This window comes from Halorubrum sp. GN12_10-3_MGM, assembly GCF_005435235.1.
GTDB classification, from domain to species: domain Archaea; phylum Halobacteriota; class Halobacteria; order Halobacteriales; family Haloferacaceae; genus Halorubrum; species Halorubrum ezzemoulense.
The window spans coordinates 24,675-42,424 of sequence record NZ_SGUB01000015.1 but is presented as its reverse complement, the minus strand read 5'-3'; the positions used below and the strand labels follow the sequence as shown (position 1 = coordinate 42,424).

At 71.4% G+C, this 17,750-nt stretch carries 16 protein-coding genes; 6 read left to right on the top strand and 10 right to left on the bottom strand.

Annotation, left to right across the window (positions count from 1 at the left end):
* Positions 1-96 precede the first annotated feature (96 nt).
* The 4 genes from truD to EXE47_RS11855 all read right to left on the bottom strand — a co-directional run bounded on the left by truD (position 97) and on the right by EXE47_RS11855 (position 4,586).
* On the bottom strand, positions 97-1,608 hold the full coding sequence (gene truD, locus EXE47_RS11870; protein WP_137708348.1) for a tRNA pseudouridine(13) synthase TruD: 1,512 nt from the start codon (positions 1,606-1,608) through the stop codon (positions 97-99).
* Positions 1,609-1,947, bottom strand: coding sequence for a peptidyl-tRNA hydrolase Pth2 (pth2, locus tag EXE47_RS11865; protein ID WP_089307943.1), 339 nt, complete (start codon positions 1,945-1,947; stop codon positions 1,609-1,611).
* Positions 1,948-2,052: 105 nt separating this feature from the next.
* A complete protein-coding gene (locus EXE47_RS11860) occupies positions 2,053-2,853 on the bottom strand; it encodes a bacteriorhodopsin (protein WP_086220664.1) in 801 nt (266 codons plus the stop codon).
* Positions 2,854-3,053: 200 nt separating this feature from the next.
* Positions 3,054-4,586 carry an NAD(P)/FAD-dependent oxidoreductase gene (locus tag EXE47_RS11855; RefSeq protein ID WP_137708347.1) on the bottom strand — a complete coding sequence of 511 codons (1,533 nt, stop codon included), beginning with the start codon at positions 4,584-4,586 and terminating at the stop codon, positions 3,054-3,056.
* 134 nt (positions 4,587-4,720) lie between these two features.
* On the opposite strand from EXE47_RS11855, the gene EXE47_RS11850 reads away from it, so the two are divergent.
* From EXE47_RS11850 to EXE47_RS11830, 5 genes are all read left to right on the top strand, one after another.
* Positions 4,721-5,533, top strand: coding sequence for a helix-turn-helix domain-containing protein (locus EXE47_RS11850; protein WP_089307941.1), 813 nt, complete (start codon positions 4,721-4,723; stop codon positions 5,531-5,533).
* Between the two features lie 58 nt (positions 5,534-5,591).
* The gene (locus EXE47_RS11845) at positions 5,592-6,017 is read left to right on the top strand and encodes a plastocyanin/azurin family copper-binding protein (RefSeq protein WP_137708346.1); all 426 of its coding nucleotides are present in this window, start codon (positions 5,592-5,594) and stop codon (positions 6,015-6,017) included.
* A 69-nt stretch (positions 6,018-6,086) separates the two neighbouring features.
* Complete coding sequence (locus tag EXE47_RS11840; RefSeq protein ID WP_049932459.1) at positions 6,087-6,920, top strand: sulfite exporter TauE/SafE family protein; 834 nt, start codon at positions 6,087-6,089, stop codon at positions 6,918-6,920.
* A gap of 1 nt (position 6,921) precedes the next feature.
* Positions 6,922-9,504 carry a cation-translocating P-type ATPase gene (locus tag EXE47_RS11835; protein ID WP_137708345.1) on the top strand — a complete coding sequence of 861 codons (2,583 nt, stop codon included), beginning with the start codon at positions 6,922-6,924 and terminating at the stop codon, positions 9,502-9,504.
* A gap of 117 nt (positions 9,505-9,621) precedes the next feature.
* Entirely contained in the window at positions 9,622-10,407 is a 786-nt protein-coding gene (locus EXE47_RS11830) for an aldo/keto reductase (protein WP_094495235.1), read from the top strand.
* 10 nt (positions 10,408-10,417) lie between these two features.
* Here the strand turns inward: EXE47_RS11830 and EXE47_RS11825 are convergent, their stop codons facing one another.
* The 4 genes from EXE47_RS11825 to EXE47_RS11815 all read right to left on the bottom strand — a co-directional run bounded on the left by EXE47_RS11825 (position 10,418) and on the right by EXE47_RS11815 (position 14,618).
* A complete protein-coding gene (locus EXE47_RS11825; RefSeq protein ID WP_199237895.1) occupies positions 10,418-11,821 on the bottom strand; it encodes a PAS domain-containing sensor histidine kinase in 1,404 nt (467 codons plus the stop codon).
* A 133-nt stretch (positions 11,822-11,954) separates the two neighbouring features.
* Positions 11,955-12,194: a hypothetical protein gene (locus tag EXE47_RS11820; RefSeq protein WP_049932464.1), complete on the bottom strand. Its 240-nt coding sequence runs from the start codon at positions 12,192-12,194 to the stop codon at positions 11,955-11,957.
* 89 nt (positions 12,195-12,283) lie between these two features.
* Positions 12,284-12,406 (bottom strand): hypothetical protein, encoded by a 123-nt coding sequence (locus tag EXE47_RS19215; protein ID WP_254921814.1) that lies wholly within the window; start codon positions 12,404-12,406, stop codon positions 12,284-12,286.
* Between the two features lie 406 nt (positions 12,407-12,812).
* A complete protein-coding gene (locus EXE47_RS11815; protein ID WP_089307939.1) occupies positions 12,813-14,618 on the bottom strand; it encodes a S9 family peptidase in 1,806 nt (601 codons plus the stop codon).
* Positions 14,619-14,734: 116 nt separating this feature from the next.
* Between EXE47_RS11815 and EXE47_RS11810 the strand changes: the two genes are divergently transcribed.
* Positions 14,735-15,784, top strand: coding sequence for a glycosyltransferase (locus EXE47_RS11810; protein ID WP_089307938.1), 1,050 nt, complete (start codon positions 14,735-14,737; stop codon positions 15,782-15,784).
* Between the two features lie 98 nt (positions 15,785-15,882).
* Here the strand turns inward: EXE47_RS11810 and EXE47_RS11805 are convergent, their stop codons facing one another.
* Together EXE47_RS11805 and mfnA are read right to left on the bottom strand one after the other, a co-directional pair.
* Entirely contained in the window at positions 15,883-16,518 is a 636-nt protein-coding gene (locus EXE47_RS11805; RefSeq protein ID WP_049932469.1) for a halocyanin domain-containing protein, read from the bottom strand.
* A gap of 110 nt (positions 16,519-16,628) precedes the next feature.
* Positions 16,629-17,711: a tyrosine decarboxylase MfnA gene (gene mfnA / locus EXE47_RS11800; protein WP_089307937.1), complete on the bottom strand. Its 1,083-nt coding sequence runs from the start codon at positions 17,709-17,711 to the stop codon at positions 16,629-16,631.
* Between the last annotated feature and the right edge of the window lie 39 nt (positions 17,712-17,750).

Below are 17,750 nucleotides of genomic sequence, written 5' to 3'. Positions count from 1 at the left end.
TGACGACAGCCGCACAAAAACGGCTCGGAACGTGTCGCAGTATCGTGGTGGTTTCCGCCGCCTCGAGGTTAACGAAAATACACAAACGCGGATCGATCAGCGGGCTAGCGGGCCGCGCTTCGTGAACTCGCGGAGCAGCACGGTCGCGTACGACCCGCTCGGCAGCGCGAACGCGAACCGGGGGTCGCCGTCCGCGAACGACGCGTCGAGGTCGGTCCGAAGGAGGATCGCCCGCCGGGTGCCCGCGGAGTCGAACTCGCCGGGGAGGTCGAAGTCCCCCGGCTCGATGCCGGCGTCCGCGAGCACCTCGCGTTCGATCTCGCCGGGCTCGCCGTCGCCGAGCTCCGTCTCGGTGCCCACCAGCGGCGCGGTGACGAACGCCCGCCCGCGCTCGCAGTGCCTGGCGACCACGTCGACGCGGTCGGCGTCGACCCGCTGGAGCCGGTCCGCGTCGGGCGCGTACAGCTCCCCGGGCGCGTCGCCGTCGGCGAAACAGACCACGTCGCCGGCGACGGGGCGGTCGAAGGGGAGGCCGCGGCGCAGCCGCTCGCTGATGATCCGGTTGAAGAGGAACGACTGCGCGGCGTTGACGAACAGCCGCTGGAGGTTCGAGGGAACGGCCTCCAGCGCGTGCCACCAGTCCTCGTCGTCGGGCGGCGCGTCGGGGTCGACGCCGCGGTCGGCGAGCCGGTGGACCATCGACCGCTCGAACCGGAGCTTCCCGGGGATCGCGTCGAGGCACGCGGCCCAGTCGCCGTCGCCCGTGCCGTCGGCGGCGCGACCGCCGTCGCCGGGACTGCCGTCGGCCCCGAAGCCGTCGTCGGCTCCGGAACCGTCGCTCACGCCGAAGGCCGCGTTCACACGGTCGCGCGCGGCGCGGGTGTCGTCCGGCTCCGTCTCGGCCGGGTTACCCGCGTACAGCCGGACCGCCTCGCGGGGGTCCTCGCAGGCGATCGCGAGCCCGACGACGTGGGTGACCGGTCGCCGGCTGCCGAAACGCTGCTGGCCGAAGTAGTTCGGGACGCCGACGGTCGCCTCGATCGGAAACGCCCGCTCACCGGTCGAGGAGTCGTTCGGCCCGTCCGCGCCGCCCGCGAACGCCCGGAGGTCTTGTACCGCGTCCGCGACACGCTCGGGTGCCTCCCCGACCGCGTCCGCGACGCGGATCTCGAAGGCGTTGCCGGCGAGGTCGCCGAACGAGAGGCTCCGCCCCGCCCGGCCGAGCGCCTCGACATCGGCGCCGCGGATCTCGGGGAGCGCGTCCGCGTCGACCCCGCGGACCGTGAACAGCTGCGTGGTGACGGCGCGCTTGTCCTTCGTCCCCGCCCACGAGACGCGCTCGCGGCTGATCCCGAGGGCGTCCGAGAGCCGGCGCGCGAAGTCGTTCGTGTCCCAGTCGCGGAGCGTCGCCCGGACGACGAGTTCGGGGTAGCTCCCCGCTTCGGCGCCGAGCGGCTCCGCGTCGAACGCCTCCAGCTCCCGGACCCGAAAGTCCTCCGGCGACTCGCGGAGCCGGCCGCCGATCCCGTCGGCGTCGCTGACGTAGTACGCGATCCCGACGGCGCGCTCGGTCGGGTGCGCCTCGCGGAGAGTGCGTTCGGGGGCCATTCAGTACAGCGAGAGGTCGCCGGTCACGCGGTCGACGCTGTCGTCGCGGGCCGGCCCGACCGCGAGCGCGGTGACGGTGCCGGGCTCTAACTGTGTGTGCCCGGCGTCGCGGACGATCGCGTACGGGAGCCCCTCCCTGTCCGCCTTGTCGGCCAGCTCGAACAGCCGGCTCTCGGAGTCGCCCTTGAGGACGACCTTCTTCTGTCCCTCGCCCTGCCACTTCTTCCGCGCCCGCTCGCTCGCGTCCTGATACGCCGACAGCGACGCGTGCGCGACCTGCGCGGCGAGCTTCCCCTCGCCCATCCCGATGTCCGTCCGCGCGACGATCGCCTGTTTCATGTCCCGATTCACCGCCGCCGCGGGTTTAGCGCTTTGCTCTCGGTCGTCACGCCGACCGCTGGCGGGCGAGCGACCGAAAAAAGGTCCGAGAGAACGCGACCGGCTTCAGTCGTCGGCGGGCGCCGCACCGCCGCGCGAGCCCGAGCCGAGGCCGGACGCCACGTCGGCGACCGTCCGCTCGTTGTTGACGACCCACCGGAGCAGGAGGAACGCGAAGAGGTACTTCGCGACGATGTCCATCCCGCTGTACGCCCACGAGGTGATCGCGACGTCAAGCACCGCCAACCCCTCGGCGCCGAGCGCCCAGAAGATCGGGTAGCCGAGCCAGAGGACCACGGTGAGCACCTTCAGCGTGTTGAAGATGTCCGCCGTCCCGGCGATCTCGGCGTCCTCGGCCCACTCGGCGAGCAGGATGTAGAGGACGACGACGAAGAACGCGCAGCTGATCGCGTACCACACCCAGCGGAGCAGGTACGAAGACGTCGTCAGCGCGGCCGCGAGGCCGGTGACGCACATCCCGATGTCGGCCACGACGGCCGTGAACAGCTTCGTGGTGTTCGACCCGGCCAGCAGGCCGAGCGCGATGAGGATCATCGGCGTCGACAGCGCCCACGTGAGGTACCGGCCCCACGGGGTGAGAACCTCCTGCCCGGCCAATGCGTGGCCGGCCGGCATTTCGAGGAAGCTCACCGTGAGCCCGGAGACGAGGCCGGTGTAACTGGAGATAGAGACCAGCGGGACCATCAGCGTGGCCACGAATATCAGTTGCGCGCGCGGGTCCTCCACGTTCCGGCCCATGTACACGAAGAGGAGGATCGAGAGGCCCGCGAGGGCGATGTTGATCCAGAGCGACGAAGCGAGGAGCGTGTCGCTCTGAACGGCCTCGAAGATCTGCGTTTGGGTCATTTCGAGCGGGACCATTCCGCCTGCGAGTATGTCGGCCGCTGCTGTTTCGATCATGCGACGGTGTGTATCACGTGGCGTATTTATTAAATGTACCAACCTGACTGGTAAGGTTTTTCTAACAGATTCCGGAACCGACTCGTATTATTCGAAATATTCTTATTTATCGGTTAAATACCAGACGATCGTTTCGTCCCTCGCGGTCATCGACCGACCAGCGGGAGTCGGTCCAGCGGGCCAGCGCCGACGTCCGCCTCGACGGCGGCCGCGCAGTGTTCGCCGCCGAGCAGGCACATCGGCACCCCGATCCCCGGGTTGCTGCTCCCGCCGACGTAGTAGAGCCGGTCGGTCCCGCGGACGCGCGGCCCGGGGCGGAGCGGGCCGGTCTGTCGCATCGTGTGCGCGAGTCCGAGCGCGCTCCCGCCGGGCTGGTCGAACCGCTCGGCGAACTCGGAGACGCACGCGGACTCCTCGGCGACGATCCGGCCGCGGAGGTCGGCGCCGGCCCGCGACGCCACGGCGTCGAGGACGCGCTCCCTGAGCGCCGTCCGTCGCTCGGGGGTGTCGTCGAGCCCGGGCGCGAGCGGCACGAGCGTCACGACCGCCTCGTGGCCGTCGGGCGCGACCGACGGGTCGGTGCGCGAGGGCACGTTCACGTACACGACCGGGTCCGTCTCCCCAGTCGGCCACGCGGGGTCGTCGAATATCGCCGCGAAGTGCGGGTCCCAGTCCGTCGGCAGCGCGAGCGTGTGGTGTTCCAGCTCCGGCAGTTCCCCCTCGACGCCGAGGTACAGCAGGTGCGCCGCGGGCCCGTACGTCCGCCGGTCCCAGTAGTCGCCGACCCGCGAGACGGCGCCGTCGGGGAGCAGCTCGCGCTCGACGTGCGCCGGCGGCGCATTACAGACGACCCGGTCGTGGACGTAGCGGTCGCCGCCGAGCTCGACTTCGACGCCGCCGTCTATCGGCTCCAGCGCCGTCACCTCGACGCCCGTGTGAACGTCTGCGCCGGCGTCGCGCGCCACCGTTTCGACCGCCTCGATCACCTCGTACATCCCGCCCATGGGGTAGTAGACGCCGAGCCCGTAGTCGACGTGGCTCATCAGCTGGTACAGCGCCGGCGTGTTGTGCGGCGACCCGCCGAGGAAGACGAGCGTGTACTCCAACAGCTGCCTGAGCTTCGGGTGATCGACGTACGACCGCACCGTCTCGTCGAGCGTGGAGAGGAGGTCGAGCTCCCGTCCCCCGGCGAGGACGTCCAGCGAGAGGTAGTCTCGGAACCGCGATCGTCCGGGGAGCACGAACCGGTCCATCCCCGCGTCGTACGCTCGCTCGGCGTCGGCGAGGTACTCGCGGAACGCCTCGCCAGCGCCCGCCTCGTACGACTCGAACAGCTCGGCGGCCGCGTCGGGATCGGCGGGCACGTCGGCGCTGTCGCCGTCGTCCCAGAAGACGCGGTAGTGGGGGTCGAGCCGCGTCAAGTCGTAGAACTCCTCGGTCGACCGACCGAAGTCGTCGAAGAACCGGTCGAACAGGTCCGGAAGGAGGTACCACGACGGCCCGGTGTCGAACCGGAACCCGTCGAGTTCGATCCGACCGGCGACCCCGCCGACGCGCTCGGCGCGCTCGTACACCGTCACCTCCGCGCCGGCGGCCGCGAGGTACGCCGCCGCGGAGAGCCCCCCAACGCCCGCCCCCACTACGCCCACCGACTGCCTCCGAAGCGACTCGTCGCTCATGTGTGCGATTTGGTCTCGGTCCCCGTCAGTCGACGCCAACTCTCGACGGGGCTTTATTACGCGCTCCAGCGAGCGGCGGCGACGCGTACTCGTTCGGCTCGCTTTTTTTCCGACTTCGACCGTTTGATCGACATATGGGACGGCGGTCGCGGTCGTCTGACTCCGGTCCTGCCGATCGCTTCGGATCCTCCGGCACCGCCGGAGCCGACGGCGCTCCGGACGCGGTCGGGAGCGGAGCGCCGGTCGCCGCGAGCGACGGCGGCGTCGCCGACGCCGAGGCGGCCCGGAGCGGTTCGGACGGGTCGCGGGCGGCCGGCAGACCCGGCACCGCCGGCGTCCGCGTCGAGGTGGTCGTCCGCGACCCGACGCCGGCGCCGGTGGCGGCGGTGCTGCCGCCCGGCGCGGTCGCGGAGGACGTCGACCGCATCCGCGTCGACGACGGGGTGGTCTCGCAGTTCCGCGCCGACCGCGCCGTCGACGCCGAGCTCGTCTTCGACGGCGGCGACGAGTTCGTCTACCGCTGCCGGAGCAGGGCGCCGGGGCAGTTCCCCGCCGACGCGGTCGAGTCGCTCGGCTACCCGGTCTCGTCGGTGACGGTCCGGACGGCGCCCGACCGCGTCCGGCTCGGGCTGTCGCTGCCCGCGGCCGACCCGCTGGGCGACGTGATCGACGCGCTGGAGGCGACCGGCGAGTCCGCGCGGCTCGAACGGCTCACCAGCTCCGGCGGGGCCGACAGTCGATCGGACCCTGTCGTCGTCGACCGGGGGCGGCTCACGGACCGGCAGCGGGAGGTGGTCCGTACCGCTCAGCGCCTCGGCTACTTCGAACACCCCCGCGAGGCGAGCGCGACGGAGGTGGCCGACGCCATCGGCATCGCCCGCGCCACGTTCTCGGAACACCTCGCGGCCGCGCAGCGCCGCGTCTTCGAGGACCTCGTCGGCGGGTAGGTTCCCGCGCGCCGAGGGCGACCGCGGTATTGAAACCGTTCTGGCCCCGAGGAGAGGTATGTACCGGAGACGGTTCCTTCGACGGGCCGGCGCCGTCGGGAGCGCGGCGACGGCGGTCGGCCTCGCCGGATGCGCGGACGTCGGCGGCGAACCCGACTTCGACGTGGGGATGCTCGCCGCCGCGTATCAGCCCCGAGAGATCACGGTCTCGGTCGGCGACACCGTCGTCTGGGAGAACACGAGCGCGCGGTCGCACACCGTCACCGCGACCGAGGGCGGACTGCCTGACGGCGCGGAGTTCTTCGCCTCCGGCGGCTTCGACGACTTCGAGACCGCCAAGGCGGCGTGGCAGTCCGACTTCGGCGGCATCCTGAAGAACGGCGACCGCTTCGAACACACCTTCACGGTCCCCGGCGCCCACGAGTACGTCTGTATCCCGCACCGCGAGGGCGGCATGTACGGGACCGTCGTCGTCGAGGAGTGAGCCGTGAGCCCGCCCGCCCCCCGCCGAAATCCATTCCCGCCCGCGTCACGAACGAGGGGTGACTGAGAGATGGACCTCTCGCCGCTCCTCGGGACCGACGTCCTGCTGTTCCTCGCGATCGGGCTGCTCGGCGGCGCCCACTGTATCGGCATGTGCGGCCCGCTCGTCACCGTCTACGCGAGTCGGATGGACGCCGACGGCGGCCGGACCGACGGCGGCGGGGCGGGCGCCGCGCGCACGGCGGACAGGGCGACCGGCCGCGAGGGGCACCTCACCACCTACGAGGTCCGCCAGCACACGCTGTTCAACCTCGGACGCGCGGCGAGTTACGCGACAATCGGAACGCTGCTGGGCGCGCTCGGCGGCGCGGTGTTCGTCACCACCGCGACCCTGACCGGCGCCGCCGAAACCGTCCGCGGCGGGGTCGGCCTCCTCGTCGGTGCGGCCGTCATCCTCGTCGGCGTCAGGTACCTCCTCGGCGGCGCGACCGGCGGGGTCCACCTCCCCGGCCTCGAACGCGTCACCGGGTGGCTCACCGGGTACGTCGACCGCCTCGCGAACGGCCCGGGGATCGTCGCGCTCGGCGCGGTCCACGGGCTGTTACCCTGTCCGATCCTCTACCCGGCGTACCTCTACGCGTTCGCCAGCGGCTCGGCGGTCGCCGGCGGCGTCGCGCTCGGCGCGCTCGGGCTCGGGACGATCCCGGCCGTCTTCGCCTACGGGACGCTGATCGAGAGCGTCGACCCCGTCCACCGCCGCCGGGTCCACCGGCTGCTCGGCGTCGCGTTCGTCGCGCTCGGCTACGTGCTGTTCGCTCACGGGCTGATGTCCGTCGGGATCCACGTGCCGCACCCGCGGCTCCCGTTCTGGAACCCGCTCGACGCCGGCATGGGGGGCATGTGAAATGAGCGGGGCCGCTCGACCGCCGGACGCGGGCGACGACCCCTCCGCGTGTACCCTCTGTGAGCTTCCGACCGAGGGCGTCGACGTCACCGACGGCGAGGGCAACCGCTTCTGTTGTACCGGCTGCCGCGACGTGTACGCCGCGCTCGGCGACGTCGACGTCGACGCCGACGCGGTCCGCGAGCGGCGGCAGGAACGCGGCGACGACGGTGCGGGCGGGCCCGACGACCCCGACGCCGAGGGCGGGTCCGGCGACCGCGACGTGCCCGAGGGTCACGAGGCGACGTTCCTGGAGGTCGACGGGATGCACTGCGCGACCTGCGAGGCGTTCATCGAGACGGTCGCGACCGACGCCGACGGCGTCAGCGGCGCGAGCGCGAGCTACGTCACCGACACGGTGCGGATCGACCACGACCCGGACGCGGTCACCATCGACGACCTCACCGAGACCGTGAGCGGGCTTGGATACAGCGCGTACGACCGCGACGACGCCTTCTCGCGCCGACAGGCGCGGAACATGGCGACGGCGCGGCTCGCCGCGGGCGTCCTCGTCGGGATGGCGGTCATGCTCCAGTACATCGTCCTCATCTACCCGACCTACTTCGCGTTCCCGTTCTACAACGAGCGCACGCTGGAGTACCTCAACCAGGCGATGGCCTCGACCTCCGGAACGTACTTCTTCATCGTCATCGGCGTCCTCACCACCATCGTCCTCTTCTTCACCGGGAAGCCGATCCTGCGGGGCGCGTACGTCAGCGCGAAGACGCGCTCGCCGAACATGGACCTCCTCGTCGCCATCGCGGCAGTGAGCGCCTACCTCTACAGCACGCTCGCGGTGATATTCGTCGAGTCGCCCTCGATATACTACGACGTGACCGTCGCCATCGTCGTCATCGTCACCGTCGGCAACCACTACGAGGACTCGGTGAAGGACCGCGCGACCGAACTGCTCTCCGAGGTCACCGCCGTCCAAGTCGACGACGCCCGGCGGCTGACCGCGGACGGAGAGCCGGAGTCGGTCGCCGTCGACGCGCTCGAACCGGGCGACCGGCTCCTCGTGCGCGCCGGCGAGCGGGTCCCGGTCGACGGCGAGGCGGTCGACGGCGACGCCGCGGTCGACGAGTCGGTCGTCACCGGCGAGTCGCTCCCGGTCCGGAAGGTCGCCGGCGACGCGGTCGTCGGCGGCTCCGTCGTCGCCGACGGGTCGCTCACGGTCGCGGTCGGCCCGGACGCGACCTCCAGCCTCGACCGCGTCGCGGAGCTGGTGTACGACCTCCAGAGCGGGAACCACGGCGTCCAGAAGCTCGCCGACCGGCTCGCGACGGTGTTCGTCCCCGCCGTCCTCGGCATCGCGGTCGTCGCCGCGGGCGCGTCGCTCGCGCTCGGCGGGGCACCGACCGACGCGATGCTCGTCGGGCTGACGGTGCTGATCGTCTCCTGCCCGTGCGCGCTCGGGCTGGCGACGCCGCTCGCGGTCGCCGCCGGCATCCGCGACGCGCTGGAGCGCAACATCGTCGTGTTCGACGACACCGTCTTCGAGCGGATCCGCGACGCGGACACGGTGGTCTTCGACAAGACCGGGACGCTGACCACCGGCGAGATGCGGCCGATCGCCCGCGAGGTCGACGACGACCTGCTCCGGCTCGCTGCCGCGCTCGAATCGCGCTCCGCGCACCCGGTCGGGCAGGCCGTCGCGGCGGCGCGAGCCGAGGTCGGCACCGAGGGCGCCGCGCTCGACGGCGCGACCGGCGACGGCACCGGGCCGGCCGTCGCCGACGGCGGCGCGGAGGCGGTCGACGCCTCGACGGAGGGGCCGGACCCCTCGGCCGACGCGGGCGGGCCCGCGGTCGAGTCCTTCGAGGACCACGCCCGCGGCGTCTCCGGCGTCGTCGACGGGGTCGAGGTCGTCGTCGGCCACCCGGACCTGTTCGACGAGCGCGGGTGGACCGTCCCCGACGCGGTCCGCGAGGCGGTCGCCGACGCGCGGGACGTGGGGCGCGTCCCGGTCGCGGTCGGCCGCGACGGCGCCGCGGAGGGGTTCCTCGTGGTCGGCGACGAGCTCCGCGAGGGCTGGGAGGAGACGGTGACGGCGCTCGATCGCTCGGGCGTCGAGGTGATCGTCCTCACCGGCGACGACGAGCGCGCCGCGACTGTGTTCGCCGAGCACGCCGCCGTCTCGTCGGTGTTCGCCGGCGTGCCGCCCGAGGGGAAGGCCGAGGCGGTCGGGCGGCTGAAGGAGCGCGGCGTCACCGTGATGGTCGGCGACGGCACCAACGACGCGCCGGCGCTCGCGGCGGCCGACCTCGGGGTCGCGCTCGGCGGCGGCACCGCGATGGCGGCCGACGCCGCCGACGTGGCGATCGTCGACGACGAGCTCGGCTCCGTGGCGACCGTCTTCGAGCTCGCCCGGGCGGCCGGCCGGCGCGTGAAGGGGAACATCGGCTGGGCGTTCTGCTACAACGCGATCGCCATCCCGCTCGCGGCGACCGGACTGCTGAACCCCCTCTTCGCCGCCGTCGCGATGGGGGCGTCGAGCCTCCTCGTGGTGACGAACTCCTCGCGGGCGCTGCTCGCGGACGACTGAGGGCGGCCCGTGACGCGGCCGCGCCCGCCCCTACCGCAAGCGACTTTCGGCTCACGCGAGTAGACCTGAGCGATGACAGACCAACAGCAGCAGCCCGCGACGCCGACGCGGAACGGAATGCCCGTTTTCGGGCTCGGCACGTGGGAGAACGACGACCCCGCCCAGTGTACCGAGTCGGTCGCGAACGCGCTCGACGCCGGCTACCGCCACGTCGACACCGCGCAGATCTACGGCAACGAGGCGGCCGTCGGCGACGGGATCGCGAAGAGCGACGTCGACCGCGACGACATCTTCCTCGCGTCGAAGGTGTGGATCGACGAGCTCGCGCCCGCGGACGTCGCCTCGTCGACCCGCGAGAGCCTCGACAAGCTCGGCGTCGACGCGGTCGATCTCATGTACGTCCACTGGCCGGCCGGGGAGTACGAGCCCGAGGAGACGCTGCCGGCGTTCGCCGAGCTCCGCGACGACGGCCTGATCGACCGCATCGGCGTCTCGAACTTCGAACCCGAACACCTCGACGCCGCGACGGACGCGCTCGGCGAGGCGCCGTTCGCGAACCAGGTCGAGATGCACCCGCTGCTCCGCCAGGAGGAGCTCCGCGACTACGCCGACGCCAACGGCATCGAGCTCGTCGCCTACTCGCCGCTCGCCCGCGGGGAGATCCTCGACGACCCGGCGATCGCCGACATCGCCGAGAAGCACGGCGTCAGCGCGGCGCAGGTGAGCCTCGCGTGGCTGCGCGAGTCCGGCGTCACCGCCATCCCGAAGGCGACCGGGATCGACCACATCCGCGACAACCTCGCGAGCCTCGACCTCGAACTCGACGACGAGGACGTCGAGGCCATCGACACGCTCGGCCGGACCGACCGGCAGCTGAACCCCGACTTCGGGCCCGACTGGTAGGGCGTCCGGCTCACTTCGCCGCCCGCGGGAGCGACACCGTGATCCGGTTGCCGCGCTCGCGGCCGGCCGGATCGGAGTCGACCGCGACGTCCCCGTTGGACAGCTCCACGCTCCAGTAGACGACCCAGAAGCCGAGGCCGCTGCTGTGGTAGACGTGCGTCATGTCGTGGTCGCCGGTGAGCACGTCGGCCTCGACCGACGGTATCGCCGGGAGGTCGTCTTCGATCACGAGTTCGGCGCCGTCGTCGGTCCGACGCAGTCGGACCGTCACCGTCGGCCTCCCGTCGTCGCTGTGCTGAAACGGGTTCTCGAGGAGTTCGGTCACCGCCGACCGGAGTTCGCAGCGCCCGTCGACGGTGACCGCGTCGAGGCCGTCGACCGTGATCGACCCCTCGGGGTATCGGTCCCTGACGGTCTCGACGCACCCCTCGACCACGCTCCGGAGGTCGATCCGATCGGTCTCCCGCTGGTCGGTGATGAGGTCGATGACCTCCCGTTCCTTCTCTGCGGTCTGGAGGAGGCGTTCGCCGACCCGTCGGATCACCGCCGTGTGTTCCGCCGCCTCCGGTACGTCGGCCTCGAGGTCCTCGACCGTCCCGAGGACGATGTTGAGTTCGTTCCGGAGGTTGTGGCGCAGGAGGTTGTCCATCACGACGAGCTGTCGTTCCCGACGGCGGCGGTCGGTGACGTCCTTGGTGAACCCCGTGATGCGGACGACCTCGCTGTCCTCGATTATCGGCTCGCCCTGGACCCACACCCACCGGTTGTAGTTCTCTTCGGGGTTCACCCGGTACTCAATATCGACGGAGTCGCCCGCGGCGAGCAGTTCCATCGCCTCCTCGACCGCGGGCCGGTCGTCCGGATGGACCGCGTCGAGGAACTTGTCCGGGTCGCCGCGGATCTCGTCAGTCGGCGTGCCGTATATGTCCTCGTACGCGGGGTTCACGAAGAGGAGCTCCGACCAGTCCGCGTCGAACATCCAGAGGACGTCGCCGGAGACCGCCGCGATTTCTTTGAGGTGGGAGGTGGCCTCTGCGCGCTGCCGCTCGGCGCGGACGCGGTCGGTCACGTCCCGCGAGCTGACGACGTACCCGTCGAGTTCGTCGTCGGTGAGATTCGACATCCGGCTCTCCAGCCAGACCCACGACCCGTCCGCAGTGTGGTGGCGGTACTCGACGGTCTCCTCGGCGAACCCGTCGCTGGTGATCGTTCGCTGGAACGCCGCACGGACCGCCTCACGGTCGTCCGGGTGTATGTACTCGAAGGCGACCTCGCCCACGAGCTCCGCCGGCGGGATGCCGAGAATCCGCTCTGAAGCCCCGTTAACGAACGTGAACCGACCTTCGTCGTCGACCAGGGCGATCTTGTCCTGGGCCTGATCGAGCAGCAGCCCGAGCGGTTCGGACCCGTTCATTCCCTCATGCTCCCACGCGTACGCGTATAATCGTCACGGCCGTTCGCGTCCGTCGGCGGTCACGGACGAACTACGCCACCGGAAGGGACCACGGCGTGTCGGGACGCGATCAGACGGTCCGAGTGGACCCCGTTCAGTCGTCGCTCGCCGAGAGCGCCTCTCGAATCTCTTCCAGCTTGAAATAGGATGCGAGACCGAGTATCGTCACGGGCCACAGACCGACGAACTGCCCGCGCTGCTTGTCGCCGCGCACGTAGTAGAAGTACAGCGCGAGCGCCACCGACCCCACGGACGCGAACACCGCGGGTCCGAGTCCGTCACTACCGACCTCTTCGACAACTTCTGCCGCCGTCTCTTCTGTTGTATCGCTCACATACGATTAACGCCCCAGACGGGCATATGTGTTTCCTTGCTGTGAGCCCTACTTCGGGCCGTATTCGTCTCACGTCGCCGGCGGCGGCGTCACGATGACCCCGACCGCTCGCTCCGAAACACGAGCACGAAGATCAGGACCGACAGCACGATCATGACCGCCGCGAACACGCGCTCGTCGTCTGTCACAGCGTCGACCGGATCTTGGAGCATACGTCCGGTACGGCCCCCACGCTAATGTATCTCGGTATCAGCGGCGAACGCGACTCGTCCCCGTCAACACTGGCGACTCCGCACGAGCGGACGCCGTCGCTCGGACCGCCGACGGCCGGCCCACCCTCCCGCGAACCGCACGAAACGATTTGAGGCCGCGGACCGTACTGCGAGCATGCGTGACATTAACCCGGACACGCTGATGCTGGTGGCGGGTGTGGCGATCTCACTGATCGCGCTCTTAGAGCTGTATCCGCTCTGGAAAAATCGGAGAGACGACCGACGGTGACGGCCGTCCCTTTCACACCGGACCCGCATTCGGCGGCCACGGCGCACCGACTCCCCGGCGGCCACGGCGACGGGCGTGCCGGTCCTGAGCGCGACACGGGGACCGGGCGGCGACCCTTCAGACGTGTTCCGCGAGGAAGTCGACGATCCCGCGGTACGCCTCGATCCGGTTGTCGAGCTTCGCGAACCCGTGTCCCTCGTCCTCGAAGATCAGTTTCCGCACCGGGACGCCCTGTTCGCGCGCCTCCTCGACGATCTGCTCCGCCTCGCCGACGGGCACCCGCGGGTCGTTCTCGCCGTGGAGGACGAACAGCGGGGCCGCGATCCGGTCGATGTTGTTGATCGGGGAGACGGACTCGAGGAACTCGCGGTCCGCGTCGAGCGAGCCGTACTCGGCCTCGCGCAGCGACCGCCGCCACTCCCCGGTGTTCTCCAAGAACGTCACGAAGTTCGCGATGCCGACGATGTCGACCCCGGCGGCCCACAGCTCCGGGTACTCGGTCAGCGACGCGAGCACCATGAACCCGCCGTAAGAGCCGCCCATCGCGACGACGCGGTCCGGGTCGACCTCGGGGTGGTCGTGGAGCCAGCTGACGCCCTCCCGGACGTCCTTCACCGAGTCCATCCGGTTCTCCACGTCGTCGAGCCCGGAGTACGCCTTCCCGTACCCCGAGGAGCCCCGGACGTTCGGTTCGAGGACCGCGTACCCGTTGTTCAGCAGGTACTGCGTCACAGAGGCGAAGGATGGCCGCCGCTGCGACTCCGGCCCGCCGTGGATGTCGACGACGACCGGGTACCCAGACTCCGGCGGCTCCGTCTCGGGCACGGAGAAGAACGCTGGGATCTCCCGGCCGTCGAACGTCGGGTAGTGGACCAGCTCGCGCTCGACGAACGTGTCCGCCGGGATCCCCGCGGTCGAGGCGCGCGTCCACCGCTCCGCCTCGCCGCTCGTCGCGTCGACGACGTGGACGTTCGCGTTGTGGGTGCTCCCCGTCGTCGTCACGGCGAACCGGTCGCCGTCGGGCCCGAAGCTCACGCCGCCGGCGACGCCGTCCGGGAGGTCCGGCTCCGGGAACTCGTCGATGCGGTCGGGGGCGACGAGTTCGCCCGCCGTGAGTTCGGTGTAGCCGTCGACGTTCCGGGAGTAGACGACCCGGCGGGAGGACTCGTCTATCGCGACGCCGTCGACGTTCCACTCGCCCCCGTCGGCGACGACGGCGAACTCGTCGGTCTCCAGGTCGATCCGCTCCAGGCGGAGCGTGTCGGTGTCGCGGTCGGTGACGAGGTACACGCTCTCGCCGTCGGGCCCCCACTCCGGACCGGCGTACCGCACGTCGCCCTCGTGGGGCGTGTGGTGGGTCAGGTCGCCGCTCGCGAGGTCGAGGGTGTACACGTCGTGGTCGAACGAGGAGTGCGCCTCGTGGACGATCAGCCGGTCGTCGCTCGGCGACCACCCGGCGACGGAGAGCCAGCCGTCCCCCTCGTGGACCAGCTCCGCGTCGTCGCCGGTCTCGTCGCGGGCCTGAACGTACACGTCGAAGACGGCCTCGTCGCGGCGGTTCGACGCGAACGCGAACCGGTCGCCCGCCGAGTCCCAGCCGCCCCACCGGTGTTTCGCCTCCGGCTTGGCCGTCAGCTCGGTGATCCCCCCCGACTCGTAGTTGAGCAGGTACAGCTGCGCGCGCTCGTTGCCGCCCTCGTCCATTCCGAACACCGCTTCGGACCGCTCCGGCGAGGAGTCGACGAAGGAGACTGACTCCTCGAAGAACGTGTGCTGCTCGGGCCACGACTCGGGCCCGCGGACCGACCACACCTGCCCCGTGCCGGTCGTGTCGAGGAGGAACGACAGCCGACCGTCGGGGCCGAGGTCGGCGCCGCCCGCGTTCCGCACGTTGAGGTAGCGTTCGATGTCGTACTGTCGCATGACACTCGGTTCCGCGCCTGCCGTGAAACCGTTTCGGGTGACGGAACCCTCGCCGCGGTCCCGCGACTCCTCGAGATGCCGTGTCTTTTTACCGACTCCCCCCGTGCGGTCGGCGTATGCGCGTCGCGTTCGCCTCGCTCTTCGCCCCCGGACACGGGGAGACCCCGGCGCGAACGCGGACCCTGCGGACCGCTCGCGCGCTCGCCGACCGCGGCCACGACGTGGTCTGGCTCTGCGCACAGTGGTGGGGCGGCGACCACGACGCCTTCGAGGAGGACGGGATCGGGTTCCGGGCGGTCACCGTCGAGCCCGCGCCGATCCCGTTCGCCGCGCGGCTCCCGGCCGCGGTCCGGCGCGCGGGAGCCGACGTGGTCCACGCGGTCAACAGCCCGCCGACGCCGGCGCTCGCAGCCACGGTCGCGGGGTCGCTCTCGCGGGTCCCGGTCGTCGTCGACTGGTGGCGCGACCACCCCGCCGACGCCCGCCGGTGGTACCGGCCGCTCGCCCGCCGCGCGGACGCGGTCTCGACCCCCTCGCGGACCACGAAGACCCGCGTCCGCGAGCACGGGGCGGACGGCGACGACGTGCGCGTGCTCCCCGAGAGCATCGACTTCGACGCGGTCGAGTCCGCCGGCGTCGACGACCGCTTCGACGCGGTGTACGCCCGGCGACTCGACCGCCACGCCAACGTCGAGACGTTCCTGCTCGGGCTCGCCGAGCTGCGCGGCCGCGACTGGACCGCGGCGGTGATCGGCGACGGCCCCGAGCGCGGCCGGATCGAGGCGACCGCCAGCAACCTCCGGATCGCCGACCGGGTCGAGTTCCTCGGCGACCTGCCGCTCGACGAGCGGCTCCCGATACTCAAGGGGACGCACGTCGCGGTCGCCACCGCCACGTGGGAGACGTTCGCGACCGACCTGCTGTGGGCGGTCGCGTGCGGCTGCGTCGCCCTCGTGGAGTACCAGGCCGACTCCAGCGCCCACGAGCTCGTCGAGGGGCGCGAGCGCGGGCGACTCGTCACGAGCCCGGCGGAGCTGGCCGACGAGTTCGTCGCGGTCGGCGACCTCGAACGCCGTGCGGTCGACCGCGAGTTCGCGTCGTTCGACCGCGAGGCGGTTATCGACCGGTACGTCGCGCTGTACGAGGAGCTCGTCGACGGGGAGTGACGGGACTGCGGGGTGACCCGCGAACGGAGGAAGAACCGCGAACTGTCGGGAGGACCGCGGACCGGCGCGACGGACGGCGAGAGGGGAGCGACCGCCCGCTACGCCTGGTCCTGCCCGGTGATCGTGCCGCCGTACTTCATGAAGACGAACGCCAGCCCCAGCGTGCTCACCATCGCGATGAACGTCGCGATGCCGAGCGCGCGGGCGGCGTCCGGGACGAACACCGCGTTCGACCCGCCGCCGCCGACCTCGACGGTGGGGATGTCCTCGCCGACGGCGAGGCCGGCGTGCATGCCGACCGCGGTGTGGGGCACGCAGTGGTAGTGGGTGATCCCGGCGTCCTCGCTCGACGTCTCGTACTCGTACGTCGCTCCCTCCTCGCCGACGGGGTCGCCGCTGTCGAGGCTGGCCGGGCCGCCGCCCTCGACCGTCTGGACGTTGTGGGAGCCGCCGGCGCCCGTCCACTCCCAGGTGATCGTCGTCCCCTCGTCGACCCACACGAGTGTCGGGTCGAACGCGAGGCCTTGGTCGCCCGCCCCGACCGAGATGGTCACCGAGTCCTGACCGCGGGCGTCGGTGTACGACCCGACGTTCCCTTCGGTCGCGCTGGGCCAGTCGGGCTCCACTTCCTGTGCCGCCGCCGTCCCCGCCGTCGCCGTCGCCGCGCCGGCGGCGGCCGCCGCACCGCCGGCCGTCCGCATGAACGCGCGCCGAGAGACGTCGTCCGAACTCATACGAGGCGGTTCGTGGTGACCCGTAGTGAATATGTTGATCCGAACGCGGCGTCGACCCCGCTCTACTTATAAGAAATCGCCGCCTCGGCGGCCGGAAATCACAGCGAAATCTACCGCCGGATCCGGTCGAGGTCGTCGACGAAGGCCCGGAGCGCCGAGCGCGTCACGTGCGGCATACACACGACGCGGAGTTCGCCGGCGCCGGTCCGCGACACCTTCCAGCCGGCGTCGCGGAGCGACTCGAACTCCGACTCGGGCACGTCGGCCGCGACGAGCGGGAGCTCCGGCTCGACGACGCGGTAGCCGCGATCCGCGAGCTCGTCGGCGAGCCAGTCGGCGTTGTCGGCCGCGCGTTCGGCCGCCTCGCGGTATCCGTCGGGCCACAGCGCGTCCATCGCCGCGACGGCGCCCGCGACGCCCGCGCCGCTCCGGGTCCCGGTCAGCGTCGCCTGCGACCGGGACTCCAGGTAGGGGGTGTCGACCGCGAGCGCGTCGAGCGCGGCGTCCTCGCGCGCCAGCAGGCCGCCCGCCGGCACCGGGGCTTGCCCGTACTTGTGGGGGTCGATCGTCAGCGTGTCGACCGCGGCGTCGGCGAACGCCCACGCGTGGTCGGTGAACGGGAGGACGAACCCGCCCCACGCGGCGTCGACGTGGAACCGCGCCCCGACTTCCTCGGCGATCGCCGCCAGCTCGGGGATCGGGTCGACCCGCCCGTACTCCGTGCTGCCGGCGACGCCGACGACGAGTGCGGTCCCGTCGTTGACCGCGGCCGCGACGGCGTCGACGTCGGCCCGGAAGTCGTCGTCGAGGGGGACCGTCCGCAGCTCGACCCCGAGCACCTCCGCGGCCTTCGTGAACGAGAAGTGCGCGCTCGCCGGCGCGACGACGTTGACCTCGTTCCCGTCGCTCCCGCCGTGTCGGTTCCGCGCCGACCGCACCGCCTGGACGTTCGCCTCGGTGCCGCCGGAGGTGACGTACCCCGCGGCGTCGGCGGGGGCCGAGTGGGCCGCGAGCGTCGCGAGCCCCTCGACCGCCCGGGCCTCCAGCTCCGCCACCGACTCGTACGTCGCGGGGTCGCCGGGGTTCGTCGCGAGGAATCGCTCGGCGGCCGCGCGGGCGTCCGGGTGCGGCTCGGTACACATCGAGGAGAGCACCCGGTCGAACGACTGCGGCTCCGGTTCCGGCTGTCGCATCTGCCACCCTGTTACGTGGGGCGGCTCTTACCCGTTCCG